General features: G+C 73.5%; 21 protein-coding genes and 1 pseudogene. 13 read left to right on the top strand and 9 right to left on the bottom strand.

Features of this window, described 5'->3' with window-relative positions; all coding sequences use genetic code 11:
- Positions 1 to 138 precede the first annotated feature (138 nt).
- From FHX73_RS27385 to tatA, 8 genes and pseudogenes are all read left to right on the top strand, one after another.
- A complete protein-coding gene (locus FHX73_RS27385) occupies positions 139 to 1,179 on the top strand; it encodes an ABC transporter substrate-binding protein (RefSeq protein ID WP_145908582.1) in 1,041 nt (346 codons plus the stop codon).
- Positions 1,179 to 2,054, top strand: coding sequence for a siderophore-interacting protein (locus FHX73_RS27380; protein WP_145908581.1), 876 nt, complete (start codon positions 1,179 to 1,181; stop codon positions 2,052 to 2,054). Before FHX73_RS27385 ends, FHX73_RS27380 begins: the two co-directional genes overlap by 1 nt.
- A gap of 44 nt (positions 2,055 to 2,098) precedes the next feature.
- Positions 2,099 to 3,604, top strand: a complete 1,506-nt coding sequence (locus FHX73_RS27375; protein ID WP_145908580.1) for a pyridoxal phosphate-dependent decarboxylase family protein — start codon at positions 2,099 to 2,101, stop codon at positions 3,602 to 3,604.
- Between the two features lie 55 nt (positions 3,605 to 3,659).
- Positions 3,660 to 4,943, top strand: coding sequence for a lysine N(6)-hydroxylase/L-ornithine N(5)-oxygenase family protein (locus tag FHX73_RS27370; RefSeq protein WP_145908579.1), 1,284 nt, complete (start codon positions 3,660 to 3,662; stop codon positions 4,941 to 4,943).
- 24 nt (positions 4,944 to 4,967) lie between these two features.
- Positions 4,968 to 5,447: pseudogene (locus FHX73_RS46470) on the top strand (GNAT family N-acetyltransferase); the annotation flags it as partial.
- A gap of 129 nt (positions 5,448 to 5,576) precedes the next feature.
- Positions 5,577 to 7,343: an IucA/IucC family protein gene (locus FHX73_RS27365; protein WP_246213973.1), complete on the top strand. Its 1,767-nt coding sequence runs from the start codon at positions 5,577 to 5,579 to the stop codon at positions 7,341 to 7,343.
- The gene (locus FHX73_RS27360) at positions 7,340 to 8,779 is read left to right on the top strand and encodes an MFS transporter (protein ID WP_145908577.1); all 1,440 of its coding nucleotides are present in this window, start codon (positions 7,340 to 7,342) and stop codon (positions 8,777 to 8,779) included. Before FHX73_RS27365 ends, FHX73_RS27360 begins: the two co-directional genes overlap by 4 nt.
- Positions 8,760 to 8,942 carry a Sec-independent protein translocase subunit TatA gene (gene tatA, locus FHX73_RS27355; protein ID WP_145908576.1) on the top strand — a complete coding sequence of 61 codons (183 nt, stop codon included), beginning with the start codon at positions 8,760 to 8,762 and terminating at the stop codon, positions 8,940 to 8,942. Before FHX73_RS27360 ends, tatA begins: the two co-directional genes overlap by 20 nt.
- A gap of 25 nt (positions 8,943 to 8,967) precedes the next feature.
- Here the strand turns inward: tatA and FHX73_RS27350 are convergent, their stop codons facing one another.
- Complete coding sequence (locus FHX73_RS27350) at positions 8,968 to 9,546, bottom strand: GNAT family N-acetyltransferase (protein ID WP_246213906.1); 579 nt, start codon at positions 9,544 to 9,546, stop codon at positions 8,968 to 8,970.
- Between the two features lie 258 nt (positions 9,547 to 9,804).
- Between FHX73_RS27350 and FHX73_RS27345 the strand changes: the two genes are divergently transcribed.
- The 4 genes from FHX73_RS27345 to FHX73_RS27330 all read left to right on the top strand — a co-directional run bounded on the left by FHX73_RS27345 (position 9,805) and on the right by FHX73_RS27330 (position 12,824).
- Entirely contained in the window at positions 9,805 to 11,034 is a 1,230-nt protein-coding gene (locus FHX73_RS27345) for an alpha/beta hydrolase family protein (RefSeq protein WP_145908574.1), read from the top strand.
- A gap of 101 nt (positions 11,035 to 11,135) precedes the next feature.
- Positions 11,136 to 12,077 carry a DUF4436 family protein gene (locus FHX73_RS27340; protein WP_170305094.1) on the top strand — a complete coding sequence of 314 codons (942 nt, stop codon included), beginning with the start codon at positions 11,136 to 11,138 and terminating at the stop codon, positions 12,075 to 12,077.
- A gap of 70 nt (positions 12,078 to 12,147) precedes the next feature.
- Positions 12,148 to 12,480, top strand: a complete 333-nt coding sequence (locus FHX73_RS27335) for a hypothetical protein (protein WP_145908572.1) — start codon at positions 12,148 to 12,150, stop codon at positions 12,478 to 12,480.
- A gap of 182 nt (positions 12,481 to 12,662) precedes the next feature.
- Positions 12,663 to 12,824 (top strand): YqaE/Pmp3 family membrane protein, encoded by a 162-nt coding sequence (locus tag FHX73_RS27330; protein ID WP_145908571.1) that lies wholly within the window; start codon positions 12,663 to 12,665, stop codon positions 12,822 to 12,824.
- An 11-nt stretch (positions 12,825 to 12,835) separates the two neighbouring features.
- Here the strand turns inward: FHX73_RS27330 and FHX73_RS27325 are convergent, their stop codons facing one another.
- From FHX73_RS27325 to FHX73_RS27300, 6 genes are all read right to left on the bottom strand, one after another.
- The gene (locus FHX73_RS27325; protein ID WP_145908570.1) at positions 12,836 to 13,210 is read right to left on the bottom strand and encodes a cupredoxin domain-containing protein; all 375 of its coding nucleotides are present in this window, start codon (positions 13,208 to 13,210) and stop codon (positions 12,836 to 12,838) included.
- A 100-nt stretch (positions 13,211 to 13,310) separates the two neighbouring features.
- Positions 13,311 to 14,129: a ferritin-like domain-containing protein gene (locus FHX73_RS27320; protein ID WP_246213905.1), complete on the bottom strand. Its 819-nt coding sequence runs from the start codon at positions 14,127 to 14,129 to the stop codon at positions 13,311 to 13,313.
- Positions 14,126 to 14,929, bottom strand: coding sequence for a ferritin-like domain-containing protein (locus FHX73_RS27315; RefSeq protein WP_145908569.1), 804 nt, complete (start codon positions 14,927 to 14,929; stop codon positions 14,126 to 14,128). The genes FHX73_RS27320 and FHX73_RS27315 overlap by 4 nt, the downstream gene beginning before the upstream one ends.
- Positions 14,930 to 15,097: 168 nt before the next feature.
- A complete protein-coding gene (locus tag FHX73_RS27310; protein WP_211786349.1) occupies positions 15,098 to 15,685 on the bottom strand; it encodes a cadmium resistance transporter in 588 nt (195 codons plus the stop codon).
- Positions 15,686 to 15,860: 175 nt separating this feature from the next.
- Complete coding sequence (locus FHX73_RS27305) at positions 15,861 to 17,483, bottom strand: LCP family protein (RefSeq protein WP_145908567.1); 1,623 nt, start codon at positions 17,481 to 17,483, stop codon at positions 15,861 to 15,863.
- 119 nt (positions 17,484 to 17,602) lie between these two features.
- A complete protein-coding gene (locus tag FHX73_RS27300) occupies positions 17,603 to 18,052 on the bottom strand; it encodes a hypothetical protein (RefSeq protein ID WP_145908566.1) in 450 nt (149 codons plus the stop codon).
- 130 nt (positions 18,053 to 18,182) lie between these two features.
- Here FHX73_RS27300 and FHX73_RS27295 point away from each other — a divergent pair, with 130 nt between their 5' ends.
- The gene (locus FHX73_RS27295) at positions 18,183 to 19,400 is read left to right on the top strand and encodes a hypothetical protein (protein WP_145908565.1); all 1,218 of its coding nucleotides are present in this window, start codon (positions 18,183 to 18,185) and stop codon (positions 19,398 to 19,400) included.
- Between the two features lie 19 nt (positions 19,401 to 19,419).
- Here the strand turns inward: FHX73_RS27295 and FHX73_RS27290 are convergent, their stop codons facing one another.
- Positions 19,420 to 20,307: a phosphotransferase family protein gene (locus FHX73_RS27290; protein ID WP_211786348.1), complete on the bottom strand. Its 888-nt coding sequence runs from the start codon at positions 20,305 to 20,307 to the stop codon at positions 19,420 to 19,422.
- 92 nt (positions 20,308 to 20,399) lie between these two features.
- The coding region (locus FHX73_RS27285) for a WD40 repeat domain-containing protein (RefSeq protein ID WP_145908563.1) at positions 20,400 to 23,859 on the bottom strand (3,460 nt) is incomplete at its 5' end.

Here is a 23,859-nt window from a genome sequence, read left to right as displayed (position 1 = left end):
GGCCGCAGCCCCCGGCGGAAACTTAGGTTAGGTTAACCTATCTTCTGACTTAGGTTAGGTTAGCCTAAGCTCGCTGACGGGCCGTTCGAAGCCCCGTCCCCCGCACTTCTGCTGTCCCTGCGAAAGGGTCCTTTCGTCATGCACATCTCCAGCCCTTCTCGACTCTCCCGTCGCGGCCTGCTCGCCGCCGGAGGCGCCGCGGCCGTCGGCACCCTGCTCGCCGCCTGCGGCGGCAGCGGGTCGAAAACGGGCGCGGCCCCGGGCGGCTCCGCGCCGAAGGGCCCCTGGACCTTCACCGACGACCAGCCCAAGCAGCTCACCGCCCCCGCCGTGCCCAGCCGGATCGTCGCCTTCACCGGCACCGCCGCCGCGCTGGTCGACTTCGGCCTGGACAGCCAGATCGTCGGCGTCTTCGGCGAGACCAAGGGGGCGGACGGCAAGGCCGACCCGCAGGCCGGCGACCTGGCCGTGGACAAGGTGACGATCATCGGCAACGCCTACGGCGAGTTCGACATCGAGAAGTACGCGGCCCTGCGGCCCGACCTGATGGTCACCCACATGTACGACCCGGGCGCCTTCTGGTACGTGCCGGAGGAGAGCAAGCAGAAGATCCTCCAGGTCAACCCGACCGTCGCCGGCATCACGGTGGCGCGGGTGCCGATCACCCAGCCCATCGAGCACTACGCCAACCTCGCCGCCTCGCTCGGCGCCGACCTGGGCGCCAAGAAGGTGACGGACGCCAAGGCCCGGTTCGAGGCCGCCGCCGAGTCGCTGCGCCAGGCCGCCAAGGCCGCCGGCGGCATCAAGGTGATGGCCGCCTCCGGCAGCCCCGACCTGTTCTACGTCTCCAACCCGAAGATCAGCACCGACCTGATCTACTTCGCCCAGCTCGGCGTCGAGTTCGTGCAGCCCGACAAGCTCGACGCCGGCGACTACTTCGAGAGCCTCAGCTGGGAGAATGCCGGCAAGTACGGCGCCGACCTGATCCTGCTGGACGACCGCGGCACCCAGCTGCAGCCCAAGGACCTGGCCGCCAAGCCGACCTGGGCCGCGCTGCCGGCCGTACGGGCCGGCCAGGTCACCCCGTGGAGCTCGGTCCCCCGGTTCTCCTACGCGGGCGCCGCCCCGCTGCTGGAGCGCCTCGCCAAGGCCGTGCAGAGCGCCAAGAAGGTCGGCTGATGGCCGGCCCCGCGGCAGGCGCCGCCGCCGACCGACCGCTGCTCTACGGCCAGTACCGGTTCTACCGGGCCGCCGTGCTGCGCACCCGCCGACTCGGACCGACCCTGGTCCGGGTCACCCTCGGCGGCGCGGAACTGCGCGGCTACGCCGGCGGCGGCCGCGACCAGAGCTTCTCGCTCTTCCTGCCGCACCCCGGCCAGCCCGAACCGCTGCTGCCGATCGAGGCCGGCGAGGACTGGTTCACCGGCTGGCGCGAACTGCCCGAGGACGAACGGGCCGTCATGCGCTCCTACACCGTGCGCGCGCACCGGCCCGAACCCGCCGAGCTGGACGTGGACTTCGCGCTCCACCAGCCCGCCGGACCGGCCGCCCGCTGGGCCGCCGCGGCCCGGCCCGGCGACCGGGTGGTGCTGATCGGCCCCGCCGTGGCCGACAACCGCAGCGTCACCTTCCACCCGCCCGCCGACACCGACTGGGTGCTGCTGGCCGGCGACGTCACGGCCCTGCCCGCGCTCGGCGCGATCCTGGAGTGGCTGCCGCCGCGGCTGCCGGTGCGGGCCTGGATCGAGGTCCCCGACGCCGCCGACATCCAGGACCTGGACACCCCGCCGGACTGCGAACTGCACTGGCTGGTCGGCGGCGCGGCAGGCGGCGCGGGCAGCCCCGCCGAGGCCGTCGCCCGCGCCGAGCTGCCCGCCGGCACCCCGTACGCCTGGCTGGCCGGCGAGTCCACGATGGTCACCACGCTGCGCCGCCACCTGGTCCGCGAACGCGGCTTCGCCCGCGAACAGGTGAAGTTCTCCGGCTACTGGCGCCGCGGCGCGACCGAGGAGCAGCTGCGCGCCGAAGAGGCCGCCGCAGCCGCCGAGGGCTGAGCCCCGCCCGCCACTCCCCCTTCCACAGAAGAGATCCAGACGACATGAGCCCCCGTACCAGCACCGCAGCGCCGACCGCCGCCGCGGGCAATGCCGCCACCGCCCGCGCGCACCTCTTCAACTCCCGCACCCTGGACGCCTACCGCGAATCGCTCGCGGCCGGCGTCGCGACCGTGGCCGAGCAGGTCGCCCGGGTCGACGGACCGTTCACCGGCGTCACGCCGCAGCAGCTCGCGCCCCGGGTCGACGCCGTCGACCTGGACCGCCCGCTGCACGACCCGGGCGCCGCGCTGGCCGAGTTGGAGCAGGTCTACCTGCGCGACGCGGTCTACTTCCACCACCCGCGCTACCTCGCCCACCTGAACTGCCCGGTGGTGATCCCCGCGCTGCTCGGCGAGGCGGTGCTCAGCGCCGTCAACTCCTCGCTGGACACCTGGGACCAGAGCGCGGGCGGCACCCTGATCGAGCGCCGGCTGATCGACTGGACGGCCGGCCGGATCGGTTTCGGACCCGGCGCCGACGGGGTGTTCACCAGCGGCGGCAGCCAGTCCAACCTGCACGCCCTGCTGCTGGCCCGGGAGGAGGCGCTGCACCGCCTCGGCGGCGACCGTGCGCTGCTGCCGCGGCTGCGCGTCCTCGCCTCCGCCGCCGGGCACTTCAGCGTGCAGAAGTCGGCCAAGCTGCTGGGCCTGGCACCCGACGCGGTGGTCACCGTGCCCACCGACGCGGACCGCCGGATGCGGCCCGAGGCACTGGCCGCCGAGTTGGAGCGCTGCCGCCGCGAGGGCCGGCCGGTGATGGCCGTGGTCGCCACCGCCGGGACCACCGACTTCGGCACCATCGACCCGCTGCCCGACCTCGCCGAGCTGTGCGAGCGCGCCGGGGCCTGGCTGCACGTGGACGCCGCCTACGGCTGCGGGCTGCTGGTCTCCCCCACCCGCCGGCACCTGCTGGCCGGCATCGAACGGGCCGCCTCGGTGACCGTCGACTACCACAAGTCCTTCTTCCAGCCGGTCAGTTCGAGCGCCCTGGTGGTGGCCGACGCGGCCGTGCTGCGGCACGCCACCTACCACGCCGACTACCTCAACCCGGCCCGGATGGTGGAGCAGCGGATCCCCAACCAGGTCGACAAGTCACTGCAGACCACCCGCCGTTTCGACGCGCTCAAACTCTGGCTGACCCTGCGGGTGATGGGCGCGGACGGCGTCGGCGCGCTCTTCGACGAGGTGCTGGACCGGGCCGCCGACGCGCACGACCTGGTCGCCGCCGACCCGCGCTTCGAGGTGGTCACCCGCTCCCAGCTCTCCACCCTGGTCTTCCGCTACCTGCCCGCCGGGGACGGCGCCCACCCGCTGGCCGACGGGGCCAACCTGCACGCCCGCGCGGCGCTGGCCGCCTCCGGCGCCGCGGTGGTGGCCGGCACCACCGTCGAGGGCCGGCACTTCCTGAAGTTCACCCTGCTCAACCCCGAGACCACGCTCGCCGACATCGCCGAGGTGCTCGACCTGTTGGCCGGCCACGCCGAGGCGTTCCTGACCGACACTGCCTGACCGACACTGCCTGACCGACGCCGCCTGACGCACCGTCACATCCCGGGAGATCCCCATGCACACGCACGACTTCATCGCGATCGGCCTCGGCCCCTACAACCTCGGTCTGGCCTGCCTGACCGCCCCGCTGGCGGAGTTGGACGGGGTGTTCCTGGAGGGCCGGTCCGAGTTCGACTGGCACCCGGGCATGCTGCTGGACTTCGCCACCCTGCAGACCCCGTTCATGGCCGACCTGGTCACCCTGGCCGACCCCACCTCGCCCTACTCCTTCCTCAGCTTCCTGAAGGAGACCGGCCGACTCTACCCGTTCTACATCCGCGAGCGGTTCTACCCGGTGCGGGCCGAGTACAACGCCTACTGCCGCTGGGCCGCCGGCAAGCTGACCAGCGTGCGGTTCGACCACCGGGTGACCCGGGTGGAGTGGGACGAGGCCGAGCAGCTGTACACCGTCACCTCGACGGCGGCCGGCCGGCCGGTGCGCCACCGGGCCCGCCACCTGGTGCTGGGCACCGGCACCCCGCCGCACCTGCCCGAGGCCTGCGCCGGCCTGGGCGGCGACCTGGTGCACAACTCCCAGTACCTGGAGGCCAAGCCGATGCTGCAGCGCAAGCGCAGCATCACCGTGGTCGGCAGCGGCCAGAGCGCCGCCGAGATCTACTACGACCTGCTGGCCGACACCGACACCCACGGCTACCGGCTGACCTGGGTGACCCGCTCGCCCCGGTTCTTCCCGCTCGAATACACCAAGCTCACCCTGGAGATGACCTCCCCCGAGTACGTGGACTACTTCCACGCGCTGCCCGAGGCCACCCGCTACCGCCTGGAGGCCGAGCAGAAGGGCCTGTTCAAGGGCATCGACGCGGACCTGATCAACAGCATCTACGACCTGCTGTACCAGAAGAGCGTCACCGGCCCGGTGCCCACCCGGCTGTTCACCCACACCGAACTGCGCACCGCCGAGCACGACGCGGCCGCCGGCCGCTACACCCTCGGCCTGCACCACGCCGAGCAGCAGCGGGACTTCACCCTGGAGACCGAGGGCCTGGTGCTCGCCACCGGCTACCGCTACCGCACCCCCGAGTTCCTGGAGCCGGTGCTCGACCGGATCCGCTTCGACGGCCGGGGCCGGTTCGACGTGGCCCGCAACTACAGCATCGACACCACCGGCCGGGGCGTCTTCCTGCAGAACGGCGGCACCCACACCCACAGCATCACCTCGCCCGACCTCGGCATGGGCCCCTACCGCAACTCGTGGATCATCCGCGAGCTGACCGGCCGCGAGGTCTACCCGATCGAGAAGACCATCGCCTTCCAGGAGTTCGGCGCCCCGGCCGCCTGACTCCCCCACATCCGAGGACCATTCATGAGCACCACCCTGTTCTCCCGCACCGACCCGCGCCTGGGACGGTTCGCCGTCCGGCCGCTGGACCTGGCCACCGACGCCGAACTGCTGCACTCCTGGGTCACCCACCCGAAGGCCGAGTTCTGGCTGATGCAAGGTCAGAGCCGCGCCCAAGTCACCGACGCCTACCGGGAGATAGCCGAGCACCCGGACCACGACGCCTACCTCGGCCTGTTCGACGGCCGGCCGGCCTTCCTGGTCGAGCGCTACGACCCCGCGAAGGTCGAGCTGGTCGGCCTCTACCAGCCGGAGCCGGGCGACGTCGGGATGCACTTCCTCTGCGCGCCCACCGACCGGCCGGTGCACGGCTTCACCCGCGCGGTGATCACCACCGTGCTGGCCTTCCTGTTCGAGGACCCGGCGGCCCGCCGGGTGGTGGTCGAGCCCGACGTGCGCAACACCGCCGTGCACCGGCTCAACGCCGCCGTCGGGTTCGAGCCGGCCGGCCCGATCCACAAGCCCGAGAAGGAGGCGCTGCTGAGCTTCTGCACCCGCGAGCAGTTCGCCGCCGCCACCGCCCGAGGAGCCGCCGCGTGGCGGTGTCGCTCCGAGGAGAGCGCCGTCGCCCACCTGCGCCCCGACACCTGGGCGGTGGCCAACCGGCTGCTGCTGCGCAAGGCGCTGGCCGAGTTCAGCCACGAACGGCTGCTGGCCCCCGAGCGGTCGGCCGATGGCCGGTACGCCGTGCGCAGCGACGACGGCGCCACCGAGTACCGGTTCGCCGCCCGGCTGCTCGCGCTGGACCACTGGCAGATCCCCGCCGACTCGATCACCCGGCACCGCGACGGCGCCGAACTCCCGCTGGACGTCACGGACTTCGTGATCGAGCTGCGGGAGACCCTGGGCCTGTCCGCCGAGGTGCTGCCGGTCTACCTGGAGGAGATCGCCAGCACCCTGTCCGGCAGCGCCTACAAGCTCGACAAGCCGCAGCCGACGGCCGATCAGCTGGCCGCCGCGGACTTCCAGACCATCGAGACCGCGATGACCGAGGGCCACCCCGGCTTCGTCGCCAACAACGGGCGGATCGGCTTCGACGGCGCCGAGTACCACCGCTACGCGCCCGAGGCCGGCAGCCCCGTGCGACTGGTCTGGCTGGCCGCGCACCGCGACCACGCCACCTTCACCAGCTGCGCCGACCTCGACCACCAGGCGCTGATCGAGCAGGAGTTGGACCTGGCCGAGCGGGAGCGGTTCGCCGCCGCGCTGACCGGGCGCGGCCTCGACCCGGCCGACTACCTGCTGTTCCCGGTGCACCCCTGGCAGTGGACCAACAAGCTCTCGGTCAGCTTCGCCGGCGAACTCGCCGCCCAGCGCCTGGTGTTCCTCGGCGAGGGCAGCGACGCCTACCTGGCCCAGCAGTCGATCCGCACCTTCTTCAACCAGGACCGGCCGGACCGGCACTACGTCAAGACCGCGCTGTCGGTGCTCAACATGGGCTTCATGCGCGGACTCTCGGCCGCCTACATGGAGGCCACCCCCGCGATCAACGACTGGCTGGCCGAGCTGATCGAGCGGGACGAGGTGCTGCGCGGCACCGGCCTGAGCATCATCCGCGAGCACGCCGCGATCGGCTACCGGCACCGCCAGTACGAGGCCGCCACCGACCGCTACTCGCCCTACCGCAAGATGCTCGCCGCACTGTGGCGGGAGAGCCCGGTGCCCCGGCTGGCGCCCGGCGAGCGGCTGGCCACCATGGCCTCGCTGCTGCACACCGACCGGGACGGCCGGCCGCTGGCCGCCGCGCTGGTCGAGCGCAGCGGCCTGGCCCCCGCCGACTGGCTGCGCCGCTACCTGGACGCCTACCTGACCCCGCTGCTGCACTGCTTCTACGCCCACGACCTGGCCTTCATGCCGCACGGCGAGAACGTCATCCTGGTGCTCGACCAGGCGGGCACGGTGCGGCGGGCGATCTTCAAGGACCTCGCCGAGGAGATCGTGGTGATGGACCCGGAGGCCCAACTGCCGCCCCAGGTCGAGCGGGTGCGCGCCGAGGTGCCGGAGGAGATGCGACTGCTGTCGATCTTCACCGACGTCTTCGACGGCGTGCTGCGCTACCTGGCCGCCCTGCTGGACGAGGCCGGCATTCTGACGGAGCGGGAGTTCTGGCGCACCGTGGCCGCCTGCACCGCCGACTACCAGGCCGCGGTGCCCGAGCTGGCGGAGAAGTTCGCGCGCTTCGACGCCTTCGCCCCGACCTTCCAGCTCTCCTGCCTGAACCGCCTCCAGCTGCGGAACAACCGTCAGATGGTCGACCTGGCCGACCCCTCGGGCGCACTCCAACTGGTCGGCGAACTGGCCAACCCGATCGCCCCGTTCGCCCCGTTCGCGCCCCGGTGAGCAGCGGACGCGCCCGCTGGGCGGTGCTCGGCACGGTCTGCCTGGTGCAGCTGGTGGTGGTGCTCGACAACACCGTGCTGAACGTCGCGCTGCCCGAGCTCGGCCGCGCCCTCGGCGCCGGCACCCCCGCCCTGCAGTGGATCACCACCGCCTACTCGCTGGCCCAGGCCGGCCTGCTGCTCACCGCCGGCGCGGCGGCCGACCGGTACGGGCGGCGGCGGATGCTGCTGGCCGGCCTGCTGGTCTTCGGCGCCGGGTCGCTGGCCGCCGCCCTGGCCGGCGGCACCGGCCAACTGGTCGCCGCCCGCGCGGTGATGGGCGTCGGCGGGGCGCTGCTCACCACCGCCACCCTGGCCGTGGTGATGCAGGTCTTCGACGGCGCCGAGCGCGACCGGGCGATCGCCGTCTGGGCGATGGTCAGCGCGCTCGGCTTCGCCGCCGGGCCGCCGATCGGCGGACTGCTGCTGGCGCACTTCTGGTGGGGCGCGGTCTTCCTGGCCAACCTGCCGGTGGTGCTGCTCGGGCTGCTCGCCGCCCGGCGCCTGGTGCCCGAGTCGCACGGCCGCCGCGACGGGCGGCCCGACCTGGTCGGGGCGGTGCTCTCCACCGTCGGCATGGTGTCCGTGGTCCGGGCGATCACCGCCGGGCCCGACCTGCCGACGGTGGCCGTGGCGGTGGCCGCCCTGACCGGGTTCCTCTGCTGGGAGCGCCGGACGGCGCAGCCGATGCTCGATCTGGCGTTCTTCCGGGACCGCCGGTTCACCGGCGCGGTCAGCGGGGTGCTGCTGATCACCGCGGGCAGCACCGGCGCGCTCTTCCTGCTCACCCAGCAGCTCCAACTGGTGCACGGCCTCACGCCGTTGGCGGCCGGGCTGCGGATGGCGCCGTTCGCGCTGACCGTCGTGCTGCTGCACCTGACCGGCGTGTCGACCAGGCTGATCGCCCGGCTCGGCACCGCCGGCGCCATCGCCCTCGGCATGGCGCTGCTGGCCGCCGGCCTGGCGGTCACCGTCACGGGTGCGCTGCCGGTCGGCCTGCTGCTGATGGGCACCGGCTGCGCGCTGGCCAACCCCGCCCTGGTGGCCGCCGTGCTGGGCGCCATCCCACCGGAGAAGGCGGGCGCCGGCGCCGGGATCGACGGCGCGACCGCCGAACTCGGCGCCAGCCTCGGCGTGGCCGTGCTCGGCGCGGTGCTCGACGCCCGCTTCACGGCCCTCGCCCCGGCCGGTGTCCCGGCCGACTCGCCGTACACGGCCCTCGGCGCGGGCCGCCCCGACCTGGTGCACGCCTTCGGCGAGGCCGCCCGCACCGCCCAACTGCTCGGCGCCGCCACCGTCCTGGCCGGCGGCCTGCTCGCGGCCCTGCTGCTGCGCCGGGCCGACCGCGCACCCCTGACCTCAAGGAGGAACAACCCCCATGCTGCGCAACGCCCTTGAACCCTGGCACCTGCTCCTGATGCTGGCCGTGGTGGTGCTGCTCTTCGGCTCCCGCAAGCTGCCCGACATGGCCCGCGGCCTCGGCAAGTCGATGCGCATCCTCAAGGCCGAGACCCGGGCCCTCCAGGGGGACGGTCAGGAGCGGCCGGCCCCGGAGGCCTGACGCCCGCTCAACGGCCAGGGCCCGGCTACCGCTCGCCGAGGTCCAGCGCGAACCGGCGGCACACGTGCACCCGGGCGAACTGCTCGCGCATCGCCCGCTCCTCGGCGAGCGCGGCGTGCAGGAACAGCGCCATCGGCCGCAGCCCGGGCCACTGCACGGCGACCGCCCGGTCCGGCTCCCCCGGATCGGTGTACCGGTCGGCGTACACGTGCAGGTAGTGCGAGCTCTCGGCGAACCCCATCGCCCGGTACCAGGCCAGCGTGTCCGGGTCGTCCCTGGTCCACGCGTCCAGGGTCCGGGCCCCCGCCGCCCGGGCCCGCTCGCGCGCCGCGGCGAACAGCGCCCGCCCGATCCCCCGGCGCTGGTGGTCGGGGTGGACCGCGACGGTCTCGACGGTCGCCAGCTCCCCCTCGACGGCGACGTCCATGATCCCGACGACCGCCCCGCCGCCCCCGCGCACCACCAGCTCGAACCCGGGGGCGGCGATCACGGGCTTGGCCCGGAGCACGTCGTCGAAGTAGGGGGTGGACAGGAACGAGAGCACCCGGCAACGCAGCCAGGAGGGCTCGTCAGCGGGCGTGTACTCGGCAGTGCTCTGGTTCACGATGGTCATCCTCGATGTGTGCGACGGCGTCAGAACGGCTGCGGCTACCACGTCGAGGGATCACGCCCCGATTCTGCGCGCCCCTCCCGACCCCGGGCAATCGATTTACCCGGCCCGCCCGGCCCGGACTCCGACCACGGGCTTACACCCTCAGCTGGCCGGCGGTCGCGCACTGTCACCCCTGGGCGGATGTGCCCGGCCCCTCCCGGCTGACACCGTGTCGGGCGAGGCAGTGGACCCCGGCGCTGGGAGGAACCCATGAGCAGCACGCCGCACACCGATCGAGGGAACGTCAGCCCGGCGGGCATCAGCCGCCGCCGGATGCTCGGCGCCGCCGTGGGAGCCGGGACCGCCGCACCGCTCCTGCCGGCCCGCCCCGCCCGGGCCGCCGCCGGCGCCACCCGGCCGGCTACCATCCGACCGACATCCGCCCGCCTGGTGCTCCCCCGGCCCACCGGCCCCCACCCCGTGGGCACCGTGGACCTGACCCTGGTCGACCCGACCCGCCCGGGCCCGACCCCCGGCTCACCGCTGCGGCTGATGGCGAGCCTGTGGTACCCGGCGCGGCCGACCGGACACCACCCCCTCGCCCCCTGGATGGGCGCGGGCGCACTGCGCGCCTTCCTGGCGTCCGGCGGGTTCCCGCCCAGTTCCGCGCTCGGTCCGCTGACGGCCGGTCACCTCGGCGCCCCGGTCCACCGGCCGGGCCACTCGCTGCCCGTCGTCGTCCACTCGCACGGGGCGCACGACCACCGCTCCGACACCACCATCGTGGTCCAGGAGCTCGCCAGCCACGGCTACCTGGTGGTCACCGTGGACCACGCCAACGACTCCTTCACCCAGTTCCCGGACGGGCGGGTGCTCACCCCGGACGGAGCCCGCATGCCCGGCGCGGCGGGCTTCGCCGAGGACGTCCGGTTCCTGCTGGACCGGATCGAGGAGCTCGCCGCCGGCCGCAACCCGGACGCCGACGGCCGGCAGCTGCCCGAGGGCCTGGGCGCGGCGCTCGACCTGGACCGGATCGGCATGTTCGGCTGGTCCAAGGGCGGCGCGGCCACCGCCCTGACCATGGCCGCCGACCGGCGGGTGAAGGCGGGCCTGGCCCTCGACGGCACGATGGACCCGGTGATCACCGGCGACCTGGACCGCCCGTTCATGCTGCTGACCGCGCGGTGCACCCGGACCACCCAGCGCCCGGTCGCCGAGTTCTGGTCACGGCTCAAGGGCTGGCGGCTCGACGTGCGCGCCGCCGGCGCGGCGCACGCCTCGTACACCGACGTCCAGTACCTGGCCCCGCAACTGGCCCGCCTGGCCGGTCTCAGCGACGCACAGCTGCGCAGCATGACCGGCACCCTGGACCCCGGGCGCGCGGTGCGGATCCAGCAGGCCTACCCGCTCGCCTTCTTCGACCGGCACCTGCGCCGGCGGCCCAGCCGACTGCTTGACGGTCCGTCGGCCGCCTTCCCGGAGGTGGCGTACCTCCCCTGACCGGCGCCGCCTCCGGTCCGCTGCGCCGACTGGCCGACCGGGAGTCGCCGCCCGCGCCGCGGCACGAGACGGTGGCGGGAGCGGGCGCGGGAGGTGAGCCGGTGGTACGACGAGGCGTCAGGCGCGAGCGGGTCCGGGTGCGGGCGCGCGTCCGACTGCGGGTCAGGGCCGCGTCCCCGCCCGCCGAGCCGCACCCCCGGGTGCGGATCTGGCGGCCGGCCGCCGTGCTCGGCCTGCTCGCGGTGCTCTGCGTCTCGGGCCTGCTGCTCTACTTCGACGAGCGCTCCTCGCGGGACAGGCAGCAGGTGGTCGGCACGGTGGCGACCGGCGACTACCTGGTGGTCGCGGTGACCCTGCAACACGTCGATCCGGTCGGGGCGACGGTCTCCGCCAAGGTCCTGATCGAGCCGCAGGGCACGCTGCAGAGCGCCGACAACCCGCTGGCCCCCACCCGGGACCTGGTGCTGGACACCAGCTCGCTCGACCAGGCCGTGCTGCGCTTCCCCGCGGGCCAGCAGATCGGCAGCAGCACCGTGAACTTCCCGCTCACCGACGGCCGGGTCTCCGACTACCCGTTCGACAGCTACCAGTCCCTGGTGGGTTTCCAGGCGACCGCCGGCGGCGCGTCCGTGCCGGTGGTGGTCGGCGTGGTGGAGGCCGACCCGTTCTTCGCGATGCACCAGGGCGGCCACCAGAGCGAGCAGGGCACGGTCGCCGTCACCGAGCGGATGGCCCGCTCCCGCAGCACCTTCATCTTCGCCTGGTTCATGATCGTGGCGATGTGGTCGCTGGGCCTGTCCGTCCTGTTCGTCGCCTGGCTGATCACCAAGCAGCGCCGCGGCCTGATCTGGCCCGCGCTCGGCTGGATGGCCGCGACCCTGTTCGCCCTGATCGGCATGCGCAACGCCGCCCCCGGCAGCCCCCCGATCGGCTCGCTGCTCGACTACGCGGCGTTCTACTGGGCCGAGGCACTGGTCGCGCTCGGCCTGACGGTGACGGTGCTGCGCGGCCTGCGGGTGGAGAGCGGGGAGCGGCGCGGCTGAGCCTTGCCCGCCGATCATCCATTCCATTACGATAGGCAACCAGAATGTAATTCATCAAGGGGGCTCATCCATGACCGAATCCTTGCCTTCGACCGCCGTCGTCCGCGTGGCGCAGGGCACCTTCGACCCGACCCGCTACGCCGAGCTCGCCGAGCTGACCACCCGGCAGGCGGAGTACCTGGCCCCGGCGATCAAGCAGTTGCCCGGGTTCATCGACTGGTACGCGGCCGTCTCGCCGGAGGGCTCGATCATCAACGTCAGCGTCTGGGAGTCCGCGGAGCACTCGGACCAGATGAGCCGACTGAAGGAGATGGTCGTCACCGCGCGCGGCGAGATGGCGGAGGCCGGCGTGACGTTCACCCCGATCGTCAACTACCCGCTCAACTGGAACCTGAGCCGATAGCACCCGGGCCACCAAGACTGGACCTCGTCGAGGAAGGCGGGGTCCGCACCGACGAGACGCTCCGCCCCCGCGGTTTGCCGGGGCGGACAGCGGGCAGGCGGCCCAGTACGGCGGCGCTGCGGCGACCGCCGAGGGGCCCCTCGCCGGCGTGGGGCCCGGGAACCCCGAATCGAGGAACGATCATGGTGAAGGTCCTGCTCGTCCTGCTCTGCCTGGTCCTGCCCTGGCTCGCCGTGCTGATCAAGGAGGGCCCGTGCCTGAAGGTGCTGTGGGCCTTCCTGCTCCAGCTGCTCGGCCACTTCCCGGGCGTCGTCTACGGCATCTACCAGGTCGTCAAGGACTGACCGGCAGTCGGCTAATCAACCGTCAGGGTCGCGTGCATGTACTGGTGGATGGTGCAGATGTACGGGTAGCTGCCGGGCTTCGCGGGCGCGGTGAAGGTCGCCGAGGTGCCGGGGGCGATGTCACCGGTGTCGAAGGACTTGTCGGTGGCGGTCGCGGTGTGGGCGGTTGAGTCCTCGTTGACGACGGTGACCCGGTCGCCCGGGTGCACGGTGAGCGCCGCGGGGGCGAAGAGGAAGTTCTTGATGGTGATCCGGGCGCCGGCCGACGAGGAGCCGGTCGTGGCGCCGCCCTGCGCACCACCCTGGGCGCCGCCGGACGAGCAGGCGCTCAGCGCCAGGGCGAGCAGGACGGCTGCGAGGGTCGAGTAGGGGCGCGCGGCGGTCACGGGTGGTCCGTCCGTTCATCGGGAGGAGGAGGGGTGGGTGCCCGGGCGCGGGGGAGTCGACTTTTCCACCCGGGCACCCACCGTCTGGGGGGTGAAGCCGTCAGACCGTCAGGAGCGAGGGGCTGGCCGCCTTGTCCGTGGGCAGGAAGTCGTCGGGGACGGGGTACTGGCCCAGCACGTAGTTGAGGATCGCGGCGTGCATGGCCTCGACCGGCGCGATGGTGGCCGCGGTGGCGATGCCGCCGGGGCTGGTGACGTTGTAGGTCGCGAACAGGTAGGTCTGCGCGGCCTGGTCCTCCAGCGACAGGGCCAGCTTGGCGACCGTGCCGACGTCGGTGGCCGCGTTCAAGGCCTGCACGGTGGCGGCCTGGTTGGACAGCGGGACGTTGGTGATGGCGGGCTTGCCGGCGCCGGTGAGCACCGCGTTCCAGGCCTTGGCGTGGTCGGCGTGCTGGCCCATCGCCGTGGTGATGAAGGTGGCCACCGCCGGCGGCACGGTGCCGAGCTTGCCGGCCTTCGCCGCGTCCAGGGCGGCCTGGTAGGCGCCGACGGCCTGGTTCTCCAGGGCGGTGGCCAGCGCCACCACCTTGAGGTCGCCGGTGTACTGCCCGGAGGCCGAACCGGACATCGAGGCCGCGCCGGAGGCTGCGCTGGAGGCCGCCGAGCCGCCGGACTTGCTGCTGGAGCAGGCCGCGAGCGTCACCGCGACGGCGGCGCCGCCGGCGCCGAGCAGGAAGCGGCGGCGGCCGGCGTCACGCGGCTCGCCGGCCGCGCGGGCCCGGATCTCCTCCGTGAGGTCCACGGCACCGGCGTGCATCGCGGGCAGCGTCGCCCGGTGCGCGTCCTGCATGTCCCGGGTGAGCCGGACGAGCTCGCACTCGCTGATGGGAAGCTCCCAAGCGTCCTCGGTGGCGGTCACTTGACGGCTCCTTCGCTGATCGGGGAGGCGTTGGTCGTCGGGTAGAACGCGTCGGGGAAGCCGACGCTGCCGGCGGCGGCGGGCAGCTTGGCCGGGTCCACCGGGATGGTGATCAGGTCGGCGGCGTTGCCGGCCAGCAGCGCCTGCACGGCGAGCAGCGTGGCGCGGTGCTGCGCCTCGACCGGCGCGACCGAGGCGAAGAGCTTGCGCAGGTCGGCGCTGGAGACCAGGGACACGTTCTTGGTGTAGGTCTGCGCGGCCACGTCCTCCAGGGTGATCGCCAGCTTCACCACGTCCGCCGGGCCCTGGATGGTGGGCAGCGCCTGGTCGACGACCGCCTTGTACTTCGGGTCGGGCCCGCTCTGCGCCTGCCCGCCGGCCTGGGTCGCGGCCGCGTTGAACGCCTGCGCGTGCGCCTGGTGCTGCGCCGTCGTCTTGGCGATGAACGCGGCCACCGTCGCGTTGCCGTTCTTGATGAACGACAGCCCGGCGGCGGTCTGGTAGACGCTCACCGCCAGGTTCTCGATCGACGCGGCGGTCTGCAGCGCCATGATGTCGTCGGCCGTGGCCGCCGACGGCGAGGCCGAATCGGCGAACGCCCGACCCCCGACCAGCGCCGCGACCCCCGCCGCACCCGCCAGCACCGACCCGCGCTGCCACCAGCGCCGCCGGCCCGGCTCGTTCGCCTGCCCGAAGCCGGTCAGTGCGCTGCGCGTGATGCGCACGGCGTCGCTGTTCAGGTCCTGCGACTGCTCGGTCAGCTCTTCGAGCAGCCGGGTGTCGATGTGCTCCGTGGCCATCTTGTCCCGTCCCGTCGTGAACCCGCGATCGTTGCGAGCTCTCACGCCGTCGATTCGGTGTGACCCCCGGGGCGGATTGGCCGCCGGCCGGATCGGCCGGAGGTTCACCCGTCGGAGTGACGGAGTTGACACGGCGTCAGGAGGAGGGTCCGGGCCCTGGACGGCGGCTCACGCACCCATGAGGCTGCCGCCGGCGGTCAGGATCAGGATGCCGACCGCGATGAACACCGCCGGTATCAGCCAGTGGCCGACCCGGCCGAGGGTGGCGACCACCGCGCGGTGGCCGCCCAGCAGGGCGCCCGCGGCGCACCAGAGGCCGATCAGGGCCAGGAACAGGGCGGTGGCCAGCAGGGCGCCGGTCATGTGCAGGGTGCGGAACAGGGGGGTGAAGACGCTGATGTTGTCGGCGCCGTTGGCGAACACCAGGACGGCGATCCGGGGTGCGGTGGTGGCCAACTGCGGTGGGGCGCCGGGAGCGCTGTCGCGCAGGCGCCACAGGCCGCGGACGCCGAAGCCGATCGGGACCAGGCCGAGGAGCCCGACCCAGTGGTCGGGCAGGATCCGCAGGCCGGTGGCGGCGAGCAGGGCGACGCCGAGGACGGCGGCGAACCCGGCGTACTGGCCGGCGACGATCACGGCGGCGCGCGGGCTCCCGCTGGTGCGGCGGGCCAGGAACAGCGCGGCCAGCACGATGAGGTCGTCGACGGTGGTGCCGAGGAAGGCGACCACGGCGGTGGCGAGCAGGGAGGCCGTCACGCGTCCCCACTGGTCGGCTCGGCGGCGGCGGCCCATCGTGGCTGGTCGGCCGGCTGGCTGGCGCTGGTCACGTTCCTCCTCCGGGCCTGTCCCGGCGGACTCCCGAGGAGGGCGTTCCCACCGCACCCTGCTCTGACACCCTGCCCTGACACCCGGTCAGGGCAGGGGCAGCGGTTCAGTTGACGCAGGGGATGCCGCCCATCTTGACCGGCGGGCCCTGCATCGGCAGTGCGGCGGCCGGGTCCGAGGCGCTGCCGCCGGCCGCGGGCGCGGCCGGGGCGGCCGGGGCGGGCGCCGAGCCGCCGGGCGGGGTGTAGTCGGTGCCGAGGGTGACCACGATGTGCCCGGCCGGCACCGCGGCGGACGCCTCGGCGGCCACGCCGTAGCGCGCCGCGACGCCCTGCGCGCCCTCCTTCGCGCCCGCGCCGTAGCTGACCGTGGTGGCCTTCGGCCGGGTGCCGGCCTCGCCGACCCGCCCGGCCGCGTACCCCAGCGCGGTCAGGGCCTTGGACTCGGCCGCGGCCGCACCGGTGACCGTCGAGGCGTTGTACACGTCCACCGTGCCCGAGCCGGTCCGGCTGCCTGCGGCCGGAGTCGGCGCGGGGGCGGCCGGACTCGGCGCCGCGCCCGGGGAGTTGGCGGCGGCCGGAGCCGGCGGCAGGTCGTGGCCGAAGAGCTGCTGGACCTCCCGCTTGATCAGGGCGGGGTCGACGGTGTTCACGTCCTCGCCGCCCATGGTGGCGAAGCCGGTGATCGGCAGGGTGTTGAACTCGACGTTGCCGCCGGTGAGGTTGGTCGCCTGCTGGGCGAAGTCGATGATGTTCAGCTGGTTGTCGATCACCACGTCCTTCTTCACCACGTCGAACAGCGACTGCATCTTGCCGATGTCGCCGAACAGGCCCTCGTTCTTGAGCTTGTACTCGACGGAGGAGATGAAGGCCTGCTGGCGGTGGGTGCGGTCGAGGTCGCCGTTCGGCAGGTTGTGGCGCTGCCGGACGAAGGCGAGCGACTGGCTGGCGTCGAGGGTGTTGATCCCGGCCGCGCCCTTGAAGCCGGAGCCCTGGCCCGCCTCGGCCGGGTCGCTGGTGGCGTGGTTCAGGCAGACCTGCACCGGACCGACGGCCTGCGCGATGTCGTAGAAGCCGAGCAGGTTGACCTCGGCGAAGTGGTCGATCGGGATGCCGAGGAAGTTCTGCACGGTGGCCAGCGTCGCCGCCCGCCCCGCGTCCCGGCTCTGCTGCTCCAGCTGGGCGCCCTTCAGGCCCTGCGCCTGGAGCTTGGGTTCGGCGGCGGCCTTGGCTATGCCGTAGGCCTCCTTGATCTTGTGCATCTTGCCGTCGGCGCCGTAGGTCTGCACGTAGTCGTCGCGCGGTATGGAGAGCGCCGTCACCTTGCCGCCGTCGGCCGGGATGTGCAGCACCATCAGGGTGTTGGTGTTGTAGCCGCCGACGTTGCTGCTGTCCCCCGCCTGCAGGTCGTTCTCGACGAACTGCGGCGGCAGGTCGTTGCCGTTCATGTCCTTGCGGCTGTCCAGGCCGATCAGCAGCAGGTTCACCGAGTTGTCCAGGTGCGGCGGTGCGCTCTTCTCCACGCCGGCGAGGGCGTTGGAGGTGTTCAGGCCAGTGGTCAGGTCGTGGTACGTGTACCAGGTGACCCCGCTGGTGGCGAGCGCGGTGAGCCCGACCCCGCAGAAGACGACGCGCCCGGCCAGGGCCGCCGGGGAGGGGCGGTGCCGCTCGGGCGCCGCGCGCCGGCGGCGTTGTGCTCGGCCTCGGCTGTGGGAGGTGGGCTCGGCCACGACGGTTCCTCTGCTCTGCCACGTGTTCCGGGCGCCGTTCGGCGCACTGACGGCTTGCTCGGTTGCGCAACATAGCAACTGTTTCTGAGAGTCCTCCCAGCGGCCGCCAGGAGGTGTGCTCAGGCCTCGTCGGGGCCGATCGTCCCGCTCAGGACCCGCACGGCGTCGTCGTACTGACGGCGGTCGAAGCGGAACGGGCCGAACCCCGAGTAGTCGCGCGCCTTGCGGTAGGGCTGTTCGAAGGAGTCCCAGACCACCTGTTCGTCCGTCACGGTGATGCCCACCATCAGCGGCCAGCACCCCCACTCCCCGCACTCGCAGCCGAGCAGGGGCGTCTTCGGTCCCGTCCCACCCGTGGACCGCCCGTGGAAGTGCTCCTCCAGCGGGCCGAACCGGTAGAACTCCGGGATGAGGCCCCCGTAGGCGTCGCCGGCCGGATCCATCCGGGCGGCCGTCTCGAACCGGTCGATCAGGTCGGTGAGCGGTATCCCGTCGATGCACGGGATGACTTCGTGCACGCCGTAGTCGCTCCGGCTCCGGTAGTCGAAATGGATCTCCTGGTTGGTCATGTCCGAATTGTCGCAGCACGTGGAAAGTCGGACGACGCACCCCCGGGGCTCGACTACGCTGACCCGAGCCCGCAACGACCCGACCGCCCGACCGCCCGACTGCCCGACTGCCCAACGGAGCCGGAACACGATGACGTTGACCATCGAAGAGCTCGTCCCGCGGGCCGGCCGGGCCGACCAGGCCGCGCTGAACGCCTACGATCCGGACCTGCTCGCGCGGTACGCGGCCGACCCGACCCGCGAGTGGTGGCGCCGGTGCCCGTGCGTGCGGGCGCTGGCCGGGCGGGTGCCCGAGCAGTGGGTCGGCGAGCTGGTCGCGCGGGTCCGCGACCGCGGCGATGTCGCCAACGTCCGGGAGGCGCTGCTCGACCTGCTCATCGACCGGGCCGAACTGCTGCCCTGGCTGCGGGAGGTGGACCCGTCGAGCGAGCCGTACGGGATGCCCGAGCCGATCCTCAGGGCCCGCGGGCTGGTCGGCGACCGCTCGGCGACCCGGGAGCTGGCCACCCTCGCAGCCTCCCCCTGGGACCACCGGCGCCGGTACGGCCAGGCCGGCCTGGAGGCGCTGGTCGCGCGCTACGGCGTCGACGAGGTCCTCGGCGAGCTCGGGGACGCGCGCCCCGAGGACCGGATCTTCGCGCTGCGGATGCGGCACCGCGCCGGCGCGGACGTCACCGACGGCCTGGCCGACCCCGACCGCGCCGTGGCCCGCCTCGCCCAGTCGCTGCTGACCGACCCCGACCGCCTGCGCCGCTACCTCCCCCAGGCCCCGACCACCGAGGCGGCGCTCTGGACCGCCCTCGCCCTGCACCGGCTGACCGGCGAGAGCGCCGAAACCCGCGCCGTCTACGACCGGCTGGGCCGCCCCCGGGTCGAGGTCCCCGGCCTGGACGCCGAGCTGCGCGGCGCCATCGTGCACGAATACGGGACCAGGTGCCAGGACCGGACCGACCCCCGCTGGCGCGTCGAGGCCCTGTGCACCGAGCCCCCGCCCCTGCCCGACCAGGACGACCAGCTCCGCCGCGCCTCGGCCGCCCTGACCGCCGCCGGCCTCGACCACCTGCCGCCCGCCTACTGCGGCGAGTACAACCACCAGGGCGGCGGCACCTACCACGTGATGGAGTACGACGACGAGTACGAGGTGCGGGTCAGCACCCTCGGACGCTTCGTCACCAGCGCCATCGACCCGGACCCCGACCCCCGGTACCGCCACGCCCTGGAGGCCGCCGGCTTCCGCTGGATCGACGAGGCGACCGGCGACATCCTCGTCACCGACCTGTGCGTCTACCGCTTCGGCCACCGCGAGCCGCTGACGGTGGAACAGTTGTTGTTCTACTGGCAGGACTGAGCCTCCTCGGGGGGCACTGTCACACGAGCAGCGCCTCAAGCTCCGGAAGCCGGGCGAACAGGACGGGGAGGCCGCGCACGCCGTTGAGCGCGGACTCCTGTGACAGCGCGAGCTCCGGGCCGGTGCTCGCCTCGACGCCGGCGAGGCAGCGCAGGATGTTCCACCTCGTGTGCCCCAGCCAGCCGCCGATCATGAACGCGAACCAGCTCGGGCCCGACGGCGGCAGCGTTCCGCCCCCCGAGACGTAGCCGTCGAGGACCGAGCGGAAGACGGCGGGCCTGATGTCGTCGAAGCCCGGCCCCTTCGCGAGGCTCAGCGCGGTCGAGCCGAGCTCGCCGGACAGGTCGAGCATGCCCGAGAGCTCCCAGTCGAGCAGCACCGGCCGGCCCTCGCGAACGAGCAGGTTCCACGGTTGGACGTCGCTGTGGGTCAGCACGACGGGGCCCGGCCGTTCGCAGGTGTCGACGAAGCGGGCGATCGCGAGGAACGTCTCGACGTGCGAGGCGAGTTCGTCGGCCCACGGCTGCCCGGTCGCCGCCGCCCGCGCGGCGAGCTCGGGCCAGTCCCGTGCCGCCGGTTCCTCGTTCGACGCGTGGGGCCAGGCGACGTCGAGCGCGTGGAGGCGCGCGAGGATCTCGCCGATCTCGAAGGCGTACGCCGCCGGGACCGGTTCCTCCGGCTGCTTCTCCCCCTCGACCCACCGGTGGACGAGCGTGTGCTCGTCGGCCGAGATCGGCTCGGGCATCGGGATGCCGGCGGCGAAGGCCGCCCGCTCGAACCTGAACACATCCGCGACGCGATAGGTCCAGCGGCGGTCGGCGAGGTTCAACTCCTTCACCGCGAACGACCCTTGGTCGGTATCGAGCCGGTACATCCGGTTGGCGAACCCGCCGTGGACGCGAGTCATCGGTCCGATCGGCCTGCCGAGCTTCGAAAGGTCCACCCCCGCATGCTACGGGCCGACGGTTCATCGCCGCACCGGGGTTTCCGCGACGCAGGTCAGCCGGTCGGGGCGGGGCAGGTCTGGTGGTACGTCAGGCCGGGTACGTCCTGCGCCCACTGATCGGGCGTCAGGCCTGAGCCGATCAGGCGGCAGGCGCGGCCGACAGGGTCGGTGACGATCGCGGGCAGGTCGCCCAGGCTCCACAGCGTGGCCGTGTCGTTGAGGGCGGTGGTGAGCAGCGAGGTGCCGTCCGGGCTGAATTGGACGTCCGCGATCTCCGCTGTAGCCGCCGGCAGCGTGGCCACCGGGGCGGGGTCGGTCGGATCCGCGACGTCCGCCAGGGTCACGCTGCCGTCCTGGTGCCCGACGGCGACCAGGCGGCCCGCGGGGTGGAGGTCGAAGGGGAACAGCCCGGCGTCCGACCCGCCGGCCGCCGGAAACGTGCCGAGGTACCGGGGCGGGGCACTCCGGACCGCAGCCCACAGGTCCACGTTCCCCAACTGCTCGGTCGCCAGCCGGGTGCCGTCGGAGCTGAACGCGGCCTCCGTGAAACCGTCGACCGCGCCCAGCCGCCCCGAGTGCGGAAGCGGCAGCCGGACGGGGGAGGCCGGGGTCGAGGCGTTCCACAGCGAGTCGGGCAGGACCAGCGTGCTGCCGTCGGGAGCGAAGACGGCCGGACTCCGGCTCAGCTCGAAGCCGTTGATCATCCGGAGTTCGGCAGGGGCGGCCGGGTCGGCGGTGTTCCACAGCGCGGCCCAGCCGTTGTCGGTCATCAGCTCCCCACCGCTGGCGACCAGGGTCGTCCCGACCGGGTCGAACGCCACGGCTCCGACTCCGGTCGGCGGGGTCAGCGTGCTGAGCAGTCGCGGGTTACCGGCGTCACTGATGTTCCAGATGGTGATCTGGCCCTGGGCGTCCTCGTCCCCGGTGCCGGTCCCGACCGCCAGCAGTGAACCGTCGTGGTTGAAGGCAACGGCGTCGGCGGAGGCCGGGGCGGCGAAGCCGGGCAGCAGGGCCAGCCGGCGCGGATGGGCGGGGTCCGAGACGTCCCAGCAGGACACCTGCCCCCAGCCGCCGATGACGAGCCTGCGGCCGTCGGGGCTGAAGACCGCCGCTCTCGGCGCGACCGGCGCGGGCACCAGCGCCGCCGATGGGCCGGGACCGGCGCCGGCGTTCAACGACCAGCGGGTGACCGTGCCCGTGCTGCCCGCCAGCACGGCCTGCCGACCGTCCGGGGAGAACGCCACGGCGCCGTTCGAGGTCGCGTCGGCACCCAACTGCACCGGCGGGCCGGGGTGCCTGGGGTCGCTGACGTCCCAGAGCAGCGCGGGCTTGGCCGTCTCGAACGTCGCCGTCACCAGGGACCTGCCGTCCGGGCTGAACCGGGCGGCCTCCACCTGGTCCTGCTCGTCCAGGGCGGCCAGCGCGGTGGGGGTGCCGGGCCGGCTCAGGTCCCACAGGGTGAGGGTGCTGTCGGAGCCCGTGGCCAGGATCGGCGCGTGCGGGCTGAAGGCCAGCGCGGTGCCGAACCCCCGCTCGCTGGACACCGTCTTCGGGTGTCCCGGGTCGCCGACGTCCCACAGCGTCCAGCCGGTCGCGTGGGTGATGGTCGCGAGGGTGTCATCCGTCGCCGTGGTGACGCCCGAAGCGGTGACCAGGGTGCGGCCGTCGGGTCCGAACAGCACCACGTCCGAGTCGAACGCGCCGATCGGTGCCGACAGCTGACGGGGAGTCGACGGCGAGCCGACGTCCCACAGGGCCAGCGTGCCCCGGGCCCCGCCGGCCACCGCCGCCAAGGTGCGGCCGTCCGGGCTGACGGCCGCTCCCCGCACGTCCGTCAGCCCGGTCAGGGTGAACAGCAGCCGGGGGCTGGCGCGTTCGGACAGATCCCAGGCGACCACGGCACTGTTCGGGGGATCCTGCGCGTCGTCCTCGACGGCGACCAGCAGGCGGCCGTCCGGGCTGAAGGAGAGGCCGTCCGAACGGTAGGACAGCGAGCCGGCGGCGGGCAGGGTGGCGAGCTCGCGGGCCGCACCGGCACCGGCGGCGGAGGTGTCCCAGAGCGAGAGCGTGCCGGCGCGGACGTCGTCGGTCCCCATCGCCAGTAGGGTGCCGTCCGGGCTCAGCACGGCCCCGTCGGGGAGCTTGCCGCCCACCGTGGTGACACCCGCGAACCGGGACTGCTGGAGCGTGGTGACCAACCCGGCCTGGGTCTGCGGGGTCGGATCCACCGTCAGCGCCGCCAGACTGAGCCGCAGTGAGGTCATCGGGTCGTCGGCCCGGGCGGTCTCCGCCTCGGACTGGAGCGCCCGGCCGACCGCGAGCCGCCGCTGCTGCTCGGCGACCTGGCGCTGCTGGTCCGCCGTCTGGCGCTGCTGCTCCGCGGCCCAGCGCTGCGCAGAGGCCTGGTCGCTCTGCTGACGGGCGATCACCGCGCTGGCGCCGGCGATCAGGGCCAGCACCGCCAGTAGGCTGACCGCTCCCCTGCGCAGCGCCGCACCGCGCCGGCGCTGGCGGTGCGACTCGGCCAGGAAGCGCCGCTCGCCCGGCCCGAGCTGCCCCGGGCCCAGCCGGGTCTCCAGCTCCCGCGCCGCCTCCAGGCGGGTGCCCCGGTAGAGCAGGCCGTTGTCGTGCGCGGCGCGTTCCCAGGCGGCCGCGGCCTCCTCGATCTGCTGGCGCGCCAGGTGGTCCGCCCGGTGTTCGTCCAACCAGCCGCGCAACCGGGGCCAGGCGTCCAGCAGCGCCTCGTGGGTGATCTCGACGACCTCCCGCCGCTGCACCAGCAGCCGCCGGTCGGTGAAGCGCGCCAGCACGGTCGCCGCGACCTCGGGGTCCGGCGCCTCGGCCAGCAGCCGGGCGCGCGGCACAGCGCGGCGGGTGTCGGCCGCGCCGGCCGCGATCCGCAGCAGGCGGGGGAAGAGCCAGCAGGCGGCGCGCCGTTCCGCGGCGTCCAGGGCGCGGTAGACGTCCTCGGCCGTGTGGGCGACCGCGCCGCGGATGCCGCCGGCGGCCAGGTAGCCCGCGACCGTCATGGTCGACCCGGCCCTGGCCTGCCAGACGGCTTCGAGCGCGTGGGCGAGCAGGGGGAGGCGACCCGGCTCGTAGCCGTACGCGGTAGGACGGCCGGGCTGCTCGGCGTCCTCGGCGTCCTCGGAGCCGTCCGGCCCGCCCGCCGCTCCCACCGCGCCCGGCCCGCCGAGGTCGCTCAACAGCAGCTCCACCAGGCCCGGTTCGAGGTCCAGCCGGACCGACCGGGCCGGGAACAGGACAGCCTGGCGCACCTCCTCCCGCGACATCGCCTCGACCAGGACCTGACGCTGCTCCAGCGCCTCGTGCAGCAACGCGTACCGCGCGCACTGCGGGTAGAAGTCCGCGCGCACGCCGAAGACGACCAGCGCCGCCGGCCCGTCGGCGCCCGGCCGGCCGAGCGCTTCGAGCGCCGTCACGAAGCGCCGCCGCTCCTGCTCGTCGGCGCCCATCGTGAACAGTTCCTCGGCCTGGTCGACGACGATGACC

The sequence above is a fragment of the Kitasatospora viridis genome, assembly GCF_007829815.1.
GTDB lineage: Bacteria > Actinomycetota > Actinomycetes > Streptomycetales > Streptomycetaceae > Kitasatospora > Kitasatospora viridis.
The sequence above is the reverse complement of the archived record's forward strand: the minus strand, read 5'-3'. Positions and strand labels throughout refer to the sequence as shown.

Bases quoted from the DNA above. Each gene is read 5' to 3' on its own strand.
- FHX73_RS27385 (WP_145908582.1), top strand. From the start codon at position 139: ATGCACATCTCCAGCCCTTCTCGACTCTCCCGTCGCGGCCTGCTCGCC.
- FHX73_RS27380 (WP_145908581.1), top strand. From the start codon at position 1,179: ATGGCCGGCCCCGCGGCAGGCGCCGCCGCCGACCGACCGCTGCTCTAC.
- FHX73_RS27375 (WP_145908580.1), top strand. From the start codon at position 2,099: ATGAGCCCCCGTACCAGCACCGCAGCGCCGACCGCCGCCGCGGGCAAT.
- FHX73_RS27370 (WP_145908579.1), top strand. From the start codon at position 3,660: ATGCACACGCACGACTTCATCGCGATCGGCCTCGGCCCCTACAACCTC.
- tatA (WP_145908576.1), top strand. From the start codon at position 8,760: ATGCTGCGCAACGCCCTTGAACCCTGGCACCTGCTCCTGATGCTGGCC.
- FHX73_RS27345 (WP_145908574.1), top strand. From the start codon at position 9,805: ATGAGCAGCACGCCGCACACCGATCGAGGGAACGTCAGCCCGGCGGGC.
- FHX73_RS27335 (WP_145908572.1), top strand. From the start codon at position 12,148: ATGACCGAATCCTTGCCTTCGACCGCCGTCGTCCGCGTGGCGCAGGGC.
- FHX73_RS27330 (WP_145908571.1), top strand. From the start codon at position 12,663: ATGGTGAAGGTCCTGCTCGTCCTGCTCTGCCTGGTCCTGCCCTGGCTC.
- FHX73_RS27315 (WP_145908569.1), bottom strand. From the start codon at position 14,929: ATGGCCACGGAGCACATCGACACCCGGCTGCTCGAAGAGCTGACCGAG.
- FHX73_RS27300 (WP_145908566.1), bottom strand. From the start codon at position 18,052: ATGACCAACCAGGAGATCCATTTCGACTACCGGAGCCGGAGCGACTAC.
- FHX73_RS27295 (WP_145908565.1), top strand. From the start codon at position 18,183: ATGACGTTGACCATCGAAGAGCTCGTCCCGCGGGCCGGCCGGGCCGAC.
- FHX73_RS27290 (WP_211786348.1), bottom strand. From the start codon at position 20,307: ATGACTCGCGTCCACGGCGGGTTCGCCAACCGGATGTACCGGCTCGAT.